We start from the raw sequence: 17180 nt of genomic DNA, 5'->3' as shown, positions 1-17180 counted from the left end.
GCGGCGGAAGACCCAGAGTTTGAAACCTTCTATACCAAAAATATTTTGCTGAATGAGGGTATCCGCGCTTGGATGGCTCCTCAAGATCAACCCCATGAACAATTTGTATTCCCTGAGGAAGTTCTACCTCGCGGTAATGCTCTCTAAGTATTAAAAGCTGCTCATGATCTGAAATTGTGGTTGCTAAGAATTGACACCACCCAGATTAAATAATCTCCTTGGCCTAAGCTAAGAATGTGTCAATATTCCCCATTCTCCAGTCATCTCCCGCTTATTGGTGGGGGATTTTTTTATATGGTTAATATTTCTAAATTTATGTGTTATATTAGATGAAGGTTATAAACCCGGAGCAAATGCTCTGCCCTTTTGAGACTAAGACCGTTTAGGCAACAAGGAGGTGATGCCCATGATAGAAAGTAGTAAATGCATGGGTCATCAGGTTGCAGTTAGCCGGCTGTGTGCCGGAGCTGTTCTCTAAAAGTTAGCCTTAGTCATCTTGAGAGACTAAGTTAGCTCAAGTAGCTAGGCAAGCTCGGAGTTCCTTCCGGCAGTCTGGTTGCAACCTGAAGACCCGCTAGACCGCTCTGATTTAGATCACCTGATCTAAGTCAGAGCGGATAGTTTTTTATAGGTGATTTTTGTTCTATCAAAGGTCGCTTTTGAAAACTTAGATGGCGATGCCTGCGGCGGGCAAAGCCAACGCGTTTAAGTTTTCTTAAAAAGAAAAATATTTTGGCTCAAACCTTGGCAACTGACCAGATGTGAGTAATAGTGTCTATCTACTAAGTTTGATTTAAATATACATACACGCATTATGCCCTAGTTTATCGTCCCATACTTTCTGTGTGGAGAATAAAAGGGGTTTGCCTTCATAAGATGCAAGATGTAATAGATATATATAGGAATTTTTTCATATGGCACAACTACTCACTGAGGCGGAAATTCAAGAAAATGCAAAGGTTTCGTCAGGTTGGACTGTTGAAAACTCAAAATTGCAGACTACTCGCAGATTCAAGGATTTTATCCAAGCAATTGAGTTTGTCAATAAGCTGGTGGAGCCGGCTGAGTCAGCAGGACATCATCCAGATATAGAAATTTCCTACAACAAAGTGAAGATTACCCTGACAACACATGATACAGGCGGGCTGACGCAGACAGACTTTGATTTAGCGCGGGCGATTTCCCAAATCAACTAAGTGATTTTTCTGCTATCTTGCACTAGGAAACTGGAAATCACGGCAACGCCAGACTCAGCGTTTAGCAAGCTTTAAAAGTATAACTACGGGTTTTCCTTTCGAGGGCGCGGGTTTCAAAACCCTTGATTCCTAAGCTGGTGTTTGTGATCACACAATACCAGACAAGCAAACTTCGTTTGTATAGCCAAGCTAGTGTGTTTTAACTGGTGTTCTATTGTCTACTAGCGCTAAGTACAAGAAGTTATTTTTGCTGATAAGCTGCTAAGTGTCTAAAGCTTTGAGCAATTTAGCCAAGTAAGGAGCAAATTCCCTAAACCCTACTCCCTGCCTAGATATTTAGATAAGTATGTGTGACAGTTATTAAGCCGATCAGTCCAATCTTGCCATCTAGATCAGATGTTTTATAATGTTATGATATAAACATATGTTTTTGCATAAGTTAATCACATAAGTTTTTAACCCTAAGTTAATCGTTTATTAGCTTTGCAAAAACTAAAATTGTAGTAGTGGCAACTATGCCTCATGCACAGGTTTCAATGATATGTCACATTTTTGAGATTTTAAGTGCAACGAATACAATTATCTAAACAAGGTGTGAGGAGTAAAGAAAAGATGTCTAATCTCTTGTGGAAATCCTTAGTGGTTAGCCCAGCAGTTTTAGGAGCAACATTGTTAGTTTCGACAACAGCAATTGCGGCTCCAACCACAGCCACTGAAGTATCACCAGCCAAACAACCGGGTGTAACGGAAGTAGCCCAACAGCCAGAAATATTGGCTCAAACAACCATAGATCAAGTTAATCGCTACAGCAATGAAGGCAACCAAAATAACTCTCAGTCTCAAGTAACATCGGTTTCTCAATTTTCCGACGTACAACCCACTGACTGGGCATTCCAAGCATTGCAGTCCTTGGTTGAGCGCTATGGTTGTATTGCAGGTTACCCAAATTCTACTTATCGCGGTAACCGTGCTTTGACCCGTTATGAATTTGCCGCTGGTTTGAATGCCTGTTTGGATCGGGTTAACGAATTGATTGCCACAGCAACAGCTGACTTGGTGACCAAACAAGATTTAGCGACTTTGCAACGGTTGCAAGAAGAATTTTCTGCCGAATTGGCAACCCTACGCGGTCGTGTCGATTCCCTAGAAGCGCGAACTGCTGAATTAGAAGCTAATCAGTTCTCCACTACCACAAAATTAGTCGGTGAAGCCGTTTTTGCCGTTAGTGATGCGTTTGGAGGTAACACTGGTGACAACAACAATACTGTCTTCCAAGATCGGGTACGTTTAGACTTACAAACCAGCTTCACAGGTAGAGACGTTTTACATACTCGTCTCGCTGCTGGTAATGCACAAGCTTTTTCACTAAGGGATAACGCTGGTAATCCGATCAACACTGCTGAAGGCACACAAACGTTTGAAGTCAGTAGCACTGGTAACAATAGTGTCGACATAGACCGCTTGACCTATGAAGTTCCCATAGGTCCAGCCCAAGTTTACCTTGCAGCCAGTGGCGGACGGCATAGCCATTATGCCGCTGTCAATAACCCTTACTTTTTTGATACTACTGATGGCGGTAATGGTGCTTTGTCTACCTTTGCTTCTGAAAGTCCTATCTATCGGATTGGTGGCGGTGCAGGTATAGCACTCAATCTACCCCTTGGTAAAGGTGGCGGCATTCTGGGAAATAGCTCAATCACTGCGGGTTACTTGGCATCAGAAGCTAATACTCCTATTCTTGGTTCAGGTCTGGCCGAGGGTGACTATGCTGCTTTAGGACAGTTGAACTTTAGTGTTGGCGATCGCTTGGCTTTAGCTGCTACCTATGTTCACGGATATAGTGGCGCAGGTGGTTTCTTGTTCAACTCAGGTTCCACGTCAGATGGAACTTTTGGAGATATTCAAGTAGGTACTGGACAAGCTAATATTCTAAGTACTACAGATGCATCTTCAACTAATTCTTATGGTGTGGAGGCTGCCTTTAGACCCAGCGACAAACTGTCAATTAGTGGCTTCATTTCTTACCACGATATCACCGGCTTTGGTGCAAATGATGATTTTGACGCTTGGAGCTATGGTGTTGGGGTAGCCTTACCTGATTTCGGTAAAAAAGGTAACGTTTTAGGTCTTTTTGCTGGTGTCGAACCTTATTCCTTTAACCGACCAGGTTTTGCTGGTAATGATAAACCCTATCACTTTGAAGGCTTCTACAAGTATCGCGTGTCAGATAATGTCTCAGTTACCCCTGGTGTAATCTGGTTGACCTCTCCTGGTCAAAACAGCGATAACGATGATGCGTTTATCGGTACACTCAGAACAACTTTCACCTTCTAAAGTGCTGACTATCCACTAAGAATTTTGAACTCTATTGAGCCCCGCCATCAGGCGGGGCTTTTTGTTGTCGGGAGCAGCAATAAACCCCAGTAGGTAACCGGAGTATACTAAAAAAGTTAAGAGCTGTGAGTTAAGAATTAAAAAGTTCTAACTTACGGCGTGAGTAACTTTTTTTGAGCGAACTTTTCTAATAGAGGTTGGCAGTTACATATTGCCTAATATCCTAACTCTGCCAATTTTAGATTTTGAATTTTGGATTTTAGATTTTTCCTTCAATCTAAAATCCAAATTGAATGACTCCTAACTCCTAACCCTAACTTATTGCTGCTTGTGGAACTATCGTGTAAATCGGAATACGCAATTCTAGCCTTATTAGAGATAGCCGCTCATTACGAAAGCGGCGAACCGCTGCAAATTCGACACATTGCAGCACAACAAAACATACCCGATCGCTATCTGGAACAGCTACTAGCAACCTTGAGGCGTGGGGGTATAGTCAAGAGTCAGCGCGGATCAAAAGGTGGCTATCTATTAACACGAGAACCCCGGAAAATCATCCTTTTTGAGATTTTGGAATGTTTAGAAGGGTTAGAGGTGCAGACTTGTGAAGAAAACGTTAATCTCAAAACGCTAGACAGTTCGGTTATAGAAGAAATTTGGCAAGAAGCAAGTCGCGCGGCAAATTCAGTGTTGCAAAAATATACGCTCCAGGATCTTTGTGAAAAACGAGATTCCCGCCGGCAGTTGGATATCATGTACTACATTTAGTCAAGAGTCATTAGTGATCAACAAATGACTTTTGACTCTTGACTAATAACTAAGTAAGTAGGCAAGAATAAATCAACCTATATTACGCAATGTAAATATAATTAAATTAGCTCGCAGGAAGCGGCTCTCTCCCTAGAAAATAGGGCTGGAGCCGCTTACCCTTCTCCCAATGTGAGAAGACTCGCTCTAAGCGTTGGCGCAGCTTCTCTAAGATTTGCCATGCCGTTGGCGTACCCCTACGGTGAAGCAAGCTATGCGGAAACCTTTAATTATTCATACCCACTTAACTTAATAAGTAATAAGTAATAACTAAGGACTAAATATATGCGAATAGCTCGTAACATTACAGAACTGGTTGGTCGTACACCCCTAGTGCACTTGAACCGCATTCCCCGAACAGAAGGATGTGTTGCTGAAATTGTGGTGAAACTGGAAAGTATGAACCCATCGGCATCAGTCAAAGACCGGATTGGGGTGAGTATGATTAACGCCGCCGAGGAAGAGGGGCTGATTACTCCTGGGAAGACAGTATTGGTAGAACCCACCTCTGGAAACACAGGAATTGCCCTAGCAATGGCAGCAGCAGCCAAGGGTTATCGATTAATTTTGACAATGCCAGAGACGATGAGTGGGGAGCGTCGGGCAATGTTGCGGGCCTATGGAGCAGAACTGGAACTAACACCAGGAATGGAAGGCATGAGTGGGGCAATTGGGCGAGCGCAGCAAATGGTTAATACTACACCAAATACCTATATGTTGCAACAGTTCCGCAATCCAGCCAATGCAAAAGTGCATCGGGAAACCACAGCAGAGGAAATCTGGGAAGATACCGATGGACAAGTAGATATGATCGTGGCAGGGATCGGCACAGGTGGTACGATCAGTGGTGTAGCAGAAGTGATTAAAGCACGCAAGCCTACTTCTAAGGCGATCGCAGTTGAACCAGCTAATAGCCCAGTTTTATCTGGGGGACGGCCAAGACCACACAAAATCCAAGGAATTGGCGCTGGGTTTATTCCCCAAGTGCTAAAGATAAAATTGATTGATGAAGTGATTACCGTCACCGATGAAGAAGCGATCGCTTATAGTCGGCGTTTGGCAAAAGAAGAAGGGCTACTATCTGGTATTTCCAGTGGAGCCGCTTTATGTGCAGCAATTCGCGTTGCCCAACGTCAAGAAAATAAGGGACGTTTAATTGTGATGATTCAGCCCAGTTTTGGTGAGAGGTATTTGAGTACACCGTTGTTCCAAGACTTGGAGGCAAGATTAGCCGCTAGCGTCAGTTAACGATAAATTGAATTAATGGTCAATTATAAGCACGTTTCTAACCATTACGAAACTCTCAAAGTTAGTCCAAGTGCAAGCCTTGCGGAGATTAAGCAAGCTTATCGCCGCTTGGTTAAGTTGTTTCATCCTGACAGTAATCAGGAAACAGCCGATAACGAGCAGATTATCCGCATCAATGCAGCCTATGAGGTCTTAGGCGATAACCAAAATCGCCGTAATTATGACCAACAACTGCAAGATGACTCCCAAAAATTAAATAGCGATCGCCAACAGCGTACAGCATCAGCCCAACAGCATTACCAGACAAGACGAAAAACTGGACGGGATGTTGACGAACAAGTTGAGGAATGGCTGCGCCAAGTTTACCAACCAGTAAATCGCTTGCTTTGTAACATTCTTTATTCGTTAGAAGAACAAATGGATCAATTAGCCGCTGATCCCTTTGATGATGAGTTGTTAGATGAATTTCAAGAATATTTAAAAACCTGTCGAGATCACCTCAAGCAGGCACAAACTACTTTTCGCTCCCTGCCGAATCCGCCTAGTCTAGCAAGAACAGCAGCTCACCTCTATTACAGCCTCGATCAAGTAGCAGATGGACTTGAAGAATTAGGTTACTTTCCTTTGAACTACGATGAGCGTTATTTACACACAGGTCAAGAACTATTCCGCATAGCTACGGGATTACACTGTGAAGCGCAAGCATCTGTTACATAGTCATTGGGCATTGGGCATGGGTCAATTTCGCTGGATGACAAATGACACAGAACTTAGGAATTAGTTTATGCTGGAAACAGAAAAAGATTAAAAAATTTTAAATTCTGTTCATAGTGTACTCATGCAATGGATTGTTAATCGCCGTGCCCAGTTTTCGGCAAGTCATCGTTATTGGTTGCCAGAACTGAGTGAAGCCGAGAATATTGATAAATTTGGTGCTTGCTCTAGATTTCCGGGACACGGGCATAACTATGTCTTATTCATCTCCCTAGCCGGGGAATTGAATGAATATGGCATGGTGCTGAACTTGTCCGATGTGAAACACGTAATCACAGGGGAAGTTACCAGTCAATTGGACTTCTCTTATCTCAACGATGTATGGGCAGAATTTCAACAAACTCTGCCCACCACTGAGAATATTGCACGGATTATCTGGCAGCGACTAGCACCCCACTTGCCTTTAGTCCGTGTGCAGTTGTTTGAACATCCTGAACTTTGGGCAGATTATATGGGAAACGCAATGGAAGCCTACCTCACCATCAGTACTCACTTTAGCGCCGCCCATCGGCTAGCTCACCCTAACCTCAGTAACGAAGAAAACACTGAGATTTATGGTAAGTGCGCCCGTCCCCACGGTCACGGACACAACTATCATCTAGAAGTTACTGTCAAAGGGAAAATTGACCCACGCACCGGCATGATTGTCGATTTAGGGGCATTGAACCAAGTAATAGAAGATTATGTGGTCGAGCCATTCGATCACACCTTTTTAAACAAAGACATTCCTTATTTTGCCGAAGTTGTCCCAACTGCTGAGAATATCGCACTTTACATTGGTAATTTATTGCGATCGCATATTCAGGAATTGGGAGCTAAACTTTACAAAGTGAAACTGATTGAAAGTTCCAATAACTCCTGCGAAATCTACTGTACTGAGTCAGAATCAGATTCAGTCAGTGCAGCCGTGAATCAGCCAGTATTAGCACGGGTTTAGGGAGCGTCCCACTTTTTATTATTTATAAAAAGGTAAATAAAGTATGAGAAGGTAAAGAAATAATCTACGCGCTCGTGTTTCTGGAAGCCGTCATGACTGAAGAAGAAAACCAACTTTTAATCGAACACGCTCGTGCGATGCCTGCGGCGGGCTACGCCTACGCTAAAATACTCTACAAAGACGCTCCCATTGAGAAACTAACAAGCTTAGGGAAAATTGAAGAAGTAGTACGCAGTCAAATGCAGGAACATGTAATGCCAAAAGTAGGTGTTTTTTTATCGAAAATGTTACAGGAGAAAACACAGGACACAGACGAGAAATAAAAAGTATTATTGGAAAACTAGCAGTTACAAGTTCTGAAGCACAAAAGCTATAACTCAGACCACATAGCCAATTAAGCCCATATTTAGAGGCATGTTGTTTAAGAGCGAGTGCTTCTCTACGAGACGCTTCGCGAACGGTATCGTACCAACGTGCAGCAGAAGATGTAAAATATGCAACTGGGATAGAAGTATCAAAGAGTGTGCAACAGCGACTGGTACATAGTCAAAAGTTTGAATTTCCAGAAGTACAATCAACGGTTGAGGAGTTAAGTGTCGATGGTGGAAATATCCGCATCCGCACACCGATTGGAAAACCATGTGACTGGAAAGGTTATAAAGCTGTCCGCTTACACGAATTGCAGGCAATCGCTGCCTCATTCCAGGAAAATAATCTCGTAATTGATTGGGTTAACAACCAACCATTGGCTTCGACTCTCACATGTATTGGGGACGGACACGACGGAATTTGGAACATTATCCGCAAATTCCAACCCGAAGTACAGCGACGCGAAATACTTGATTGGTTTCATTTAATGGAAAATCTCTATAAAGTTGGTGGTTCTATGCAAAGGATACATACCGTCAAGGAGTTTCTCTGGAAAGGGAATGTTGATGACGCGTAGGCGTAGCCCGCCGAAGGCATCGCAACCTTTGCTAACTGCAAACTTAAACAAGCTGAGAATTTCTGTATTTACCTTGAGAAACATCGACACCGCATCGTTAATTACCAGTATTACCAAGCTGAGCAAATTTGTTCTATTGGCTCTGGTGCCATTAAATCTACTGTTAAACAAATTGACCGTCGGACTAAAATTTCTGGCGCACAATGGAAAATCGAGAACGTCCCTCAAGTTATTGCTCACCGTTGTGCCTACCTTAATCGATTAATCTTTGCTCACTAAATAAAAAGTGGGATGCTCTCCGGGTTTAGCTGTTCATGACTTGCCCCCACCACATCAGGAATCACATTGTCAGCATCGGAGAAAATAATTCCAGGGGCGATGTCTGACGACAAGCTGCTTTGTATCTACGCAGCTTTACCCCAGACCAGTTTCATCTGACCAATTGTTAAGAACTGTAACAATCTTGCCACAACTCGATTAATGATCCCAGTTAGGCGCTTTAGTCACAAATAATTCTCCATCAATAATCTCATAGCGATTTCTGCGTTCACGAAGTGTCTCGGAACGAGAATTGCTAGCGAATAGCTCTAGGTCAGCAGTCGTCCAACGCACTGGAGTTGTTTGCATAGAAACCCCCTAGCATTTTTCTAAATCATATTTTAAAAATACCGCCGCCGGGCGGAATGTCGCAAATAGCGATAAATGCCCCAGGCTAAAACTCCAAAAAAGAGATTTAGTAAAAAGCGACTAAATATAAACCACAAAATATCAGCATCAAAAAGCTTTGACGGACTCAAGGGACTTAAAATCCTGGCTAAGAGAAACAGCCCAAAAATAGCATTTCCACCCAGGATGAGGGCAAACAGCACTAAACTCCTCTGCCAGTAACGGCGCTGGGGTGTACGGTCTGAAATCAGGATAATTACAGGTTTACCTTGTACTTTTCCCAGCAATTGTTCCAGTCGCCAAAACATCCACAATAGAAATGGAAATAAACCATAGCTAAGAAAACGCAGGGGTAGTGAGTAACGCCAAGCACTAGATAGGACATTAACTAGCGCATGACAGATTACAGAATTTAGCCAAGTCTGAAAAATCAACTTTTTGTCTCGATTTAACCGAGTGTGGGAGGAAATATAGATTCCTAAGGCATATGCCCAAGGTGCAGAGAACATGGCGTGGACTGGTGTACCTATAGTCCGGTCAATAATTGATGCAGTATCGTGGAAAAGGTAAATCCAATTCTCTTCGGCAGTGAATCCGAGGGCAACCGCTACAGTAAATAGCAAAACGGTAGAGTGAAGTAATCGATACCTGCGTTGCAGATAGCAGGTTGGGACAACAACCGCTACCAACTTACAGCCTTCTTCAATTGGGCCTACTTCCACGATCTGCCGCAAGGCTATACCAAAAAGCGTAGACGCGCAGCGGCTTGTCGCCAGACATCGCTTAACCTGATGCCAGTCCCCAACCTTGTTGGCTACAATTTCAAAAATCCATTCGAGGCTAAGGGCTAAGATACCAGATATTGCCCCGATGATAAAGAACATCAGCAACCTTGACAGAGGTGGGGCAAATGGCACCCGACAATAGTAGTAGCCTAACAGCAGCAACGGTGGTATCGCTGCCCACAGCAGTAGAGAAAAATCAACCACTCACCTGAGCGATCACTGTACGGTGACGGTGGGTATTGTTGGTGATAGTGGGAGTTTGGAAACCCGCCTCAACAATAGTTTGCTCAATGTCCAAAGCAAAATATTCATCTAAATACGGTTCAGTACTTTTGAGCAACGTCAAAATGTAGGCTGGCATTTTCTTGTAAACTTCAGATTTGGGATTCATGTCCATGATTGCCAAGTAGCCACCTGGACGCAGCACGCGCCGCATTTCAGCAAAAATTTGTCGGGTTGCTGACTGGGGTAATTCGTGGCACATCAAGAAAATTGAGACTAAATCAAATGAGGCATCTGGTAGCCCAGTAGATTCAGCTTGGGCATGAAGCCAATTAATTTTAGCTTGACGTTGCCCAGCGCGGTAATTGGCAACAGCTAAGAAGTAGGGAGATAAGTCCAAGCCTGTGATTTTGGCATGGGGATAAATTTCTTGCATGGCAAAGGTACTCAAACCTACAGCACACGCCAAGTCTAGGATGTCTTGAGGTTGATTGGGAATTTGGGCTTTAAGGATATCGTGGTAACTTTGGCGCAGTTTAGCATCTCCTTCGGCTCCAGCATCCTGCCAAATTCCGGCATGGACAGTACGAGCAGCAACTTCTAGTTCCCAAGCGGCTTTCCAACTGAGGTCTCCACCTTCGTAGGCATGGAATGGCCGCAAGTAGTATTCTGGGTAGGAAAGCTGAGGATTTTCTACTTGAGCTAGATCAGCCTTCCAATCACGCGCCTGTAGTGTCTCGACTTCTTGCGTCCAAGGCACGCCAATTCTTTCGGCACGTTTAATCATCATTTGTCTAGCTTGATGCTTGGCTAGGTTAGCTAAAGGCTTGATTGCCAGTACCCCATTTACCAAGCGGGAAGCGAAGCCAGGAGTAGTATCTACAGCAGCGGTCATAAATTAATTTGCGTTTAACAGCTTTTTTTACTTATGACATACTTGCTGGACGGGAGTCTAGAAATGAATTGAATTGTATAACGGCAGTCTGCCTCCTTTGGCTTGCCCCAAGCAACAAATATTATAGAAGGTTGACATTTGGAGAGTAGCAAAGTTCTGAGAAAATGAGAATTATGCTAGTTTACATTTTGGAATTTTATTCAAGACTGGTAAAATTTTGATACTTAGCAACATTTGTCTCAACAGGGATAGCAAAAAGCTGAGTGCCATTTATAACAGTAAGTTAAGCTTATTGGAGTCAAATATGGCCAGAGCAAGAAGAAGAGCAAGTGGCTTTTTAAAAGATTTTCAAGATTTTGCCCTTAAAGGCAATGTAGTTGACTTGGCGATCGCTGTCATCATTGGTGGTGCTTTTGGCAAGATTGTTACTTCCTTTGTTGAAGATGTGATCATGCCATTGATTAATCCCTTGGTTAGTTTTACTGGCAAAGACTGGAGAACAATCACTATTAGTCCAGGAATCAAGATTGGTCACTTTCTTGGCGCAATAGTTGACTTTGTAATCATTGCTTTAGTTTTATTTGTAGCAATTCGAGCCTTACAAAAATTCAAGAGAAAAGAAGAAGTCGCCGATGAACCCTTGCCAGATCCTAACCTTGTAGCTCAAGAAAGATTGACTGGCGCGTTGGATAGACTCAACCAAACCTTGGAAACTCGGAATAATCAAGTTTTGTAAGTGGGGATTGGAGGGATAAGGGAGCAGGGGAGCAGGGGAGCAGAGGAGAATAATCAATACCTAATGTCCAATACCCAATACCCAATGCCCCATGCCCAATGCCCTACTTTGCAGTAGGCTTGAGAGCTAACAACATTTCTAATTCACTAGTAGATTTATCAGGACTAATAGCAGTAAAACCAATACCACGAATCGAATTCAGGATGGTAATGGTATCGGCGTTAGACGATACAAAACTATTGATTAGGGGCACAGTTTTAGTTTTATCCATATCCAGGTATAAATAACCACCATTGGGCCTTTGCAAAGAACCAGTAACGGCTTTGAAGACATCGCCATTGTCGAGAGATAGATTCTTGCGATCAGCAACTGCGTCAGCAATTGGGCCACCAAGAGCTACAAATACAGTATCTTGATCCAGCCAACCATGTGCCAATAAAGCTCCCTGTCGGGGAATTTGCCATTCAGTTACGTCTTTCCCACCGATATTTCTGTTGGCGACGTTGATTTGTTGGTTTTTGGCAAGAGTATCCAATTTTGTTAAGGTGGCTTCGGCAGTTTTGCGATCGCTAGTGTCAAATACTAAAGCACCTCCAAAACCAACAGTTGCTAACACCCCTTGATTAGATGGAATCGCACCAAAGGCGAATTCCCCATTCATCCAACCAAAAATATCCTTATCCAGGTCTATATTGACAAATTTAAGTTGTCCTCGCACTTGTTCCAAAGCTTGCTTCATTTCTGGATAATCTTTTGACTGTTCTACTAGCGCTTCCCAGCTACGGCTGATGCCGTTTCCGCTAACCAGAGCAAAGGTATCAGTGGGAAATTGCCCCACTATATTTCCCGGACTTGATTGATACTGAAATTTATTTAGTTGCGGATCTAAATTGGCGATCACTTTTACCCGCACTCCCGCATCATCAACACCAACACCCGCCACCACAGATTTTATCTGCTTCAGTTGCGCCAAGGCTTGTGGAGGTAACTGCTTTGCCTGCGGACTTGCGGCTGCTAATTGCTGTACCATCCCTGCATAGTCTGGTACATAAATTTGGGCGAGGCTGTTTTTGACATCCACTCCTTTGTTGAGAATGGTGCTGGCACCTTCTTTACTGGCAAAAGAAGACTGTCCCTTAAAGGTGTCAATTGCTTTTTCTACAGCTTGCTTTTGGGGGGCTAATACCAAGTGACTATTATTTAAAGCTACGCTATATGTCGGCTTGCCATTTTCTGTAGTTTCGATAATTTTTTGACCTTGGTAGTCAGATTCCTGGAATTTTACCCCTTTTTCTGACTTCAATTTATTAGCAAAATTCAAGGCACTGAGTTTATCCTTAATTCCCACCACCATCAGGATATTTGGTTCCTGCTGTAAATTTGTTGGTACATTAGGTGCTCCAGAGGGCACGTTTAACTGTGCCGATTTCACAGGATTTGGTGGCAGTACAGCAATCATTACACTACCAGCCCAAGGCTTTATGTCTTTTTCATAAGAAACGTTACTGCCACTGAATATTTGCTTATTGAAATCTTCCAGACTTTTTGCCACTAACTTTTGTGCTTCTGGAGTGCCAAACTGCTGTAACTTTGCCCAACCTTGAGAGTCAGTAGTAATATAAGTTGCCATCAACGCTGTTGAAGGTACTACTTTAGCACTGCCTAGAGCGTCTGAGCTACCTCCTGATGGGCCTTTAAAATACGTATAAGCCGCTATACTTCCTGCTACAACTACAGCAGCGCCAATAGCAGGAATGAAAAGCTTTGATTTACTTTCGGGCATTTTATTATCCTCTTTTGCTCAGATTGTCACCGAGATTTATACAAGTGTCATTGTAGAGTTTTCGGATTTATTAATAATTTCCGCTCATTGATCGGTATTTACTGATAAAATTAGTAGTCCTATAAGTTAGCGGTCTAAAATTACTCTCAAAAATACTTCAATGGGATGAGGAGCGAATCCGCAAATGATATGCTGTTCATTTCAAACAAAATAGCCTGTTCAACAGAGGCAAGCTATCCTAAGTTATAAGAATAATTAGGAGTATTTGTACTTAATGAGAATCTATCGAGGTGTAAGAGACTCTTGACTCGATGACAAAAAAGTGCAAAACATCAGCAAAAGTAGATGCGGGAGGGATATGGAAAAAAGTTCAAGGATCGGCAGCCGACGTTCGGAAATTCGGGTGAGATTAATTTCAATTCCCCAATCGCAAAGGGGAGTCCTCAATTGATTTGGGAAATATAGACACCGCTTTTTGCTTAACTACATCCAGCCAAGCCAGACTTTTCAGGATTACAAGGTCAGTAAGGATCAATGTCGAAGTTCTATTTTGATACAGATAATAACGCACACAAACCTTTTGAGTTACCGGGAGCAAGACCACACTACAACCCCGATCGCCCCGGACAGGTAGAGCATATTTTTCTCGATATCAGCTTGGATATTCCCAAGCAAAGCTATCAGGGCAGTTGTAGCATTCGCCTCTTACCAATCCGTAATGGCATTGATCGTCTGACTTTGGATGCTGTCAACCTGAATATCGAGTCTGTGCAGGTGGACGAGGTGGCACAAAATTTTGACTACGATGGGGTACAGCTTTCCATCCAACTTTCTGAGGCGACCCAGATTGGTAAACGCTTGCTGATTGCGATCACCTACTCGGTGACAAAACCGCAACGCGGTATTTATTTTATTCAACCAGATAAGCATTACCCAAACAAACCTACTCAAGTTTGGACTCAGGGAGAAGACGAAGACTCTCGCTTTTGGTTCCCCTGCTTTGACTATCCAGGACAACTGTCTACTTCGGAAATTCGTGTCCGCGTTCCCAACCCTCTCGTGGCGATTTCTAACGGCGAATTGATTAACACTACAGAAGATGGTGATTACAAAATCTACCATTGGTCACAGCAACAAGTTCATCCTACCTATTTAATGACTTTGGCAATAGGTGACTTTGCCGAAATTCAGGATGAGTGGAATGGTAAACCAGTTACCTACTACGTAGAAAAGGGACGGGAGGAAGATGCTAAACGCAGCATGGGAAAAACTCCCCGCATGATCGAATTTTTGAGCCAAAAGTATGGTTATCCATATCCTTTTCCAAAATACGCCCAAGTTTGCGTCGATGACTTCATCTTTGGCGGTATGGAAAATACCTCCACAACACTGTTAACAGATAGATGCTTGCTAGATGAACGCGCTGCCTTAGATAACCGCAACACTGAAGCTTTAGTCGTTCACGAACTCGCGCACCAGTGGTTTGGTGATTTGGTGGTGATTAAGCATTGGTCTCATGCTTGGATTAAAGAAGGGATGGCTTCTTACTCTGAGGTGATGTGGACAGAACAGGAATATAGTCTAGAAGAAGCAGCTTACTATCGTTTATTAGAAGCTCGTCGTTACTTAAGTGAAGATAGCAGCCGTTATCGCCGTCCAATGGTAACGCACGTTTACCGAGAAGCTATTGAACTTTACGATCGCCACATCTACGAAAAAGGATCTTGTGTCTATCACATGATTCGGGCCCAGTTGGGAGATGAATTATTTTGGCATGCAATCCAAACATTTGTCCAAGATAATGCTCATAAAACCGTAGAAACAGTAGACTTACTTAGGGCAATTGAAAAAGCAACCGGACGTAATCTTTTATTCCTCTTTGACCAATACGTTTATCGTGGTGGTCATCCCGATTTTAAAGTAGCTTACTCTTGGGATGGGGATGCTAATTTAGCAAAAATTACAGTAACTCAAACCCAAGCTGCTGAAGGTACAAATGGCAGTAAAGATTTGTTTGATTTAAAAATACCTATTGGTTTTGGCTATACCCAGCAGGAAGAAGTCAGGAGTAATGGAAAACTCAGCACTTCATTCTCAGCACTCAAAACTTTCACCGTCCGGGTAAATGAACGCGAACAAAGCTTCTACTTTCCCCTAGAGAATAAGCCCCAATTTATCAACTTTGATGTTGGAAATAATTACTTAAAAACAGTAGCATTGGAATATCCAATCGCGGAGTTAAAAGCACAGTTAGAATTTGATCCCGACCCGATTTCGCGTAGTTATGCAGCAGCAGCTTTGGCGAAAAAAGGTGGGCTAGAAGCAATCAAAGCACTGTCTGCATCGCTAAAAAATGACCCATTGTGGGGTGTGCGTGTGGAAGTAGCAAAACAACTAGCCCAAATCAATTTAGATCAAGCCTTTGATGGCTTAATTGCTGGGTTAAAAGATAAAAATGCTTATGTGCGACGAGCTGTAGTAGAAGCACTTACTCAATTCAAAACTGCTGAAAGCTATAAAGCTGTGAGAGGGTTAGTGCAAAAGGGCGATCCCAGTTATTACGTGGAAGCAACAGCTTCTTATGTTATCGGGGCGATCGCATCGGCAAACTTGGAAGAAAAACCCAAGGAAGACAAGGTATTAAAGCTGTTGAAATCGGTTTTAGAAGAAAAGGCGGGTTGGAATGAAGTTGTGCGGAGTGGGGCCATTACTGGTTTAGCTGAATTCAAAACTTCGGAAACAGCCTTAAATCTGCTAATCGAATACACCAAACTTGGTGTACCACAATCTCTACGTTTAGCCACAATTCGCGCTTTAGGAAAGATTTCTGTAGGTCAGAATCCGGTTAATTTGGAACGAATTTTAGAAAAATTAACAGAACTAGCTAAAGAAACCTTCTTTTTAACGCAAGTGGCGGTAGCAGCAGCATTAGGACAAATGGAAACACCCAAAGCAGTCAGGATTTTGCGATCGCTAGCTGAACAAGCAGTCGATGGGCGTGTACTTCGCTATGTTGAAGAAGAAATTTCTAAAGTGCAAAAGAATATTGGTTCAGAAAAAACCCTGCGTCAATTGCGTGAAGATTTCGACCAACTCAAACAACAAAACCAGGAATTAAGAAGCCGTTTAGAAAACTTGGAGGCTAAATCTAAATAGCACTACATGATAATTAAAAGTAGCTAATTGGTAATTGGTAATTGTGGCAAAACCACTACCAATTATCAAATTTATAGCAGTCCTAAATGATAATTATGTTATGAGTCGCGGGTTGATTCATCCACCTAACTATACATTTTGTCTTGCAAGAAACCGAACAGATATAGGACTTACGCAAAAAACCTCTCAAACTCTTATTCTTCCGTGTCGCGCCAGTTGCTTCTCCCTACAGCCCTTTGGGCATCCTACGGCAGGCGTTAGCCTCTCCCAATGTGAGAAGGGGAGACGCGCAAGGGACAAGTCTCTTAACCGCAAGGGCGCACTGGCTTCTCTGCGTCCTCTGTGGTAGCCTGTGGCAAGCCGCTTTGCGTCTACGATTTTCTATTACCTGTGCGTAAGTCATGATACCATTTCTTTGTGAGGCTACGCCAAATTTTCTTGGCTTCTTATTTGTTTATTTATTTCTTTCTTTGTGTCCTTTGCGTTCTTTGCGTTCTTTGCGGTTCGTTCGTCATATATGGCGCATCTTCATACAGAATTAGTATGAAATAGATCACCTGACTTACACTCGTTCTATGCGCCTTTTGGCTTCGTTGAAACTAATAGACTTGTCGCTAAATAAGAATAAAAAATTATGAAATGCTATTGTGGATTTCACTCTGGCAATTTATGCAGCCATCAAGTAGAAATTCCAT

11 protein-coding genes and 3 pseudogenes are annotated in these 17180 nt (G+C 42.9%); 10 read left to right on the top strand and 4 right to left on the bottom strand.

Translation table 11 applies throughout. The features are described 5' to 3' along the window. The 8 genes and pseudogenes from V7K40_RS30790 to V7K40_RS30755 all read left to right on the top strand — a co-directional run. Positions 1-147 (top strand): annotated as a pseudogene (locus V7K40_RS30790) (photosystem II D2 protein (photosystem q(a) protein)); the annotation flags it as partial. A gap of 767 nt (positions 148-914) precedes the next feature. Next, the gene (locus V7K40_RS30785; RefSeq protein ID WP_334966563.1) at positions 915-1196 is read left to right on the top strand and encodes a 4a-hydroxytetrahydrobiopterin dehydratase; all 282 of its coding nucleotides are present in this window, start codon (positions 915-917) and stop codon (positions 1194-1196) included. 612 nt (positions 1197-1808) lie between these two features. Further along, on the top strand, positions 1809-3530 hold the full coding sequence (locus V7K40_RS30780; RefSeq protein ID WP_334966561.1) for an iron uptake porin: 1722 nt from the start codon (positions 1809-1811) through the stop codon (positions 3528-3530). Between the two features lie 330 nt (positions 3531-3860). After that, positions 3861-4298 (top strand): Rrf2 family transcriptional regulator, encoded by a 438-nt coding sequence (locus tag V7K40_RS30775; RefSeq protein ID WP_334966559.1) that lies wholly within the window; start codon positions 3861-3863, stop codon positions 4296-4298. Between the two features lie 324 nt (positions 4299-4622). Beyond that, positions 4623-5585 carry a cysteine synthase A gene (gene cysK, locus V7K40_RS30770; RefSeq protein ID WP_334966557.1) on the top strand — a complete coding sequence of 321 codons (963 nt, stop codon included), beginning with the start codon at positions 4623-4625 and terminating at the stop codon, positions 5583-5585. A gap of 15 nt (positions 5586-5600) precedes the next feature. Beyond that, complete coding sequence (locus V7K40_RS30765; protein WP_334966555.1) at positions 5601-6302, top strand: J domain-containing protein; 702 nt, start codon at positions 5601-5603, stop codon at positions 6300-6302. Between the two features lie 121 nt (positions 6303-6423). Next, entirely contained in the window at positions 6424-7296 is an 873-nt protein-coding gene (locus V7K40_RS30760) for a 6-carboxytetrahydropterin synthase (RefSeq protein ID WP_334966554.1), read from the top strand. Between the two features lie 92 nt (positions 7297-7388). Further along, a pseudogene (locus V7K40_RS30755) lies at positions 7389-8521 on the top strand (ISKra4 family transposase). A 26-nt stretch (positions 8522-8547) separates the two neighbouring features. Here the strand turns inward: V7K40_RS30755 and V7K40_RS30750 are convergent. From V7K40_RS30750 to V7K40_RS30740, 3 genes and pseudogenes are all read right to left on the bottom strand, one after another. Next, a pseudogene (locus V7K40_RS30750) lies at positions 8548-8869 on the bottom strand (Uma2 family endonuclease); the annotation flags it as partial. 32 nt (positions 8870-8901) lie between these two features. Then, a complete protein-coding gene (locus V7K40_RS30745; RefSeq protein ID WP_334966552.1) occupies positions 8902-9897 on the bottom strand; it encodes a PrsW family glutamic-type intramembrane protease in 996 nt (331 codons plus the stop codon). Beyond that, entirely contained in the window at positions 9890-10810 is a 921-nt protein-coding gene (locus tag V7K40_RS30740) for a class I SAM-dependent methyltransferase (protein WP_334966550.1), read from the bottom strand. The genes V7K40_RS30745 and V7K40_RS30740 overlap by 8 nt, the downstream gene beginning before the upstream one ends. Before the next feature lie 304 nt (positions 10811-11114). Here V7K40_RS30740 and mscL point away from each other — a divergent pair, with 304 nt between their 5' ends. Continuing rightward, the gene (gene mscL / locus V7K40_RS30735) at positions 11115-11546 is read left to right on the top strand and encodes a large conductance mechanosensitive channel protein MscL (RefSeq protein WP_334966548.1); all 432 of its coding nucleotides are present in this window, start codon (positions 11115-11117) and stop codon (positions 11544-11546) included. A gap of 103 nt (positions 11547-11649) precedes the next feature. Here the strand turns inward: mscL and V7K40_RS30730 are convergent, their stop codons facing one another. Beyond that, a complete protein-coding gene (locus tag V7K40_RS30730; protein WP_334966546.1) occupies positions 11650-13329 on the bottom strand; it encodes a DUF3352 domain-containing protein in 1680 nt (559 codons plus the stop codon). A gap of 534 nt (positions 13330-13863) precedes the next feature. On the opposite strand from V7K40_RS30730, the gene V7K40_RS30725 reads away from it, so the two are divergent. Continuing rightward, entirely contained in the window at positions 13864-16485 is a 2622-nt protein-coding gene (locus tag V7K40_RS30725) for a M1 family metallopeptidase (protein WP_334966544.1), read from the top strand. Positions 16486-17180: the final 695 nt, after the last annotated feature.

It is taken from the genome of Nostoc sp. (genome assembly GCF_036917195.1).
Lineage (GTDB): Bacteria > Cyanobacteriota > Cyanobacteriia > Cyanobacteriales > Nostocaceae > Nostoc.
Note: the sequence above shows the minus strand (reverse complement) of the source record. Positions and strands in the feature narration are given on the sequence as shown.

What these genes read in the sequence shown, in the direction of transcription:
- cysK (WP_334966557.1), top strand. Translation starts at nt 4,623, where the DNA reads ATGCGAATAGCTCGTAACATTACAGAACTGGTTGGTCGTACACCCCTA.
- V7K40_RS30730 (WP_334966546.1), bottom strand. Translation starts at nt 13,329, where the DNA reads ATGCCCGAAAGTAAATCAAAGCTTTTCATTCCTGCTATTGGCGCTGCT.
- V7K40_RS30780 (WP_334966561.1), top strand. Translation starts at nt 1,809, where the DNA reads ATGTCTAATCTCTTGTGGAAATCCTTAGTGGTTAGCCCAGCAGTTTTA.
- V7K40_RS30740 (WP_334966550.1), bottom strand. Translation starts at nt 10,810, where the DNA reads ATGACCGCTGCTGTAGATACTACTCCTGGCTTCGCTTCCCGCTTGGTA.
- mscL (WP_334966548.1), top strand. Translation starts at nt 11,115, where the DNA reads ATGGCCAGAGCAAGAAGAAGAGCAAGTGGCTTTTTAAAAGATTTTCAA.
- V7K40_RS30765 (WP_334966555.1), top strand. Translation starts at nt 5,601, where the DNA reads ATGGTCAATTATAAGCACGTTTCTAACCATTACGAAACTCTCAAAGTT.
- V7K40_RS30785 (WP_334966563.1), top strand. Translation starts at nt 915, where the DNA reads ATGGCACAACTACTCACTGAGGCGGAAATTCAAGAAAATGCAAAGGTT.
- V7K40_RS30725 (WP_334966544.1), top strand. Translation starts at nt 13,864, where the DNA reads ATGTCGAAGTTCTATTTTGATACAGATAATAACGCACACAAACCTTTT.
- V7K40_RS30760 (WP_334966554.1), top strand. Translation starts at nt 6,424, where the DNA reads ATGCAATGGATTGTTAATCGCCGTGCCCAGTTTTCGGCAAGTCATCGT.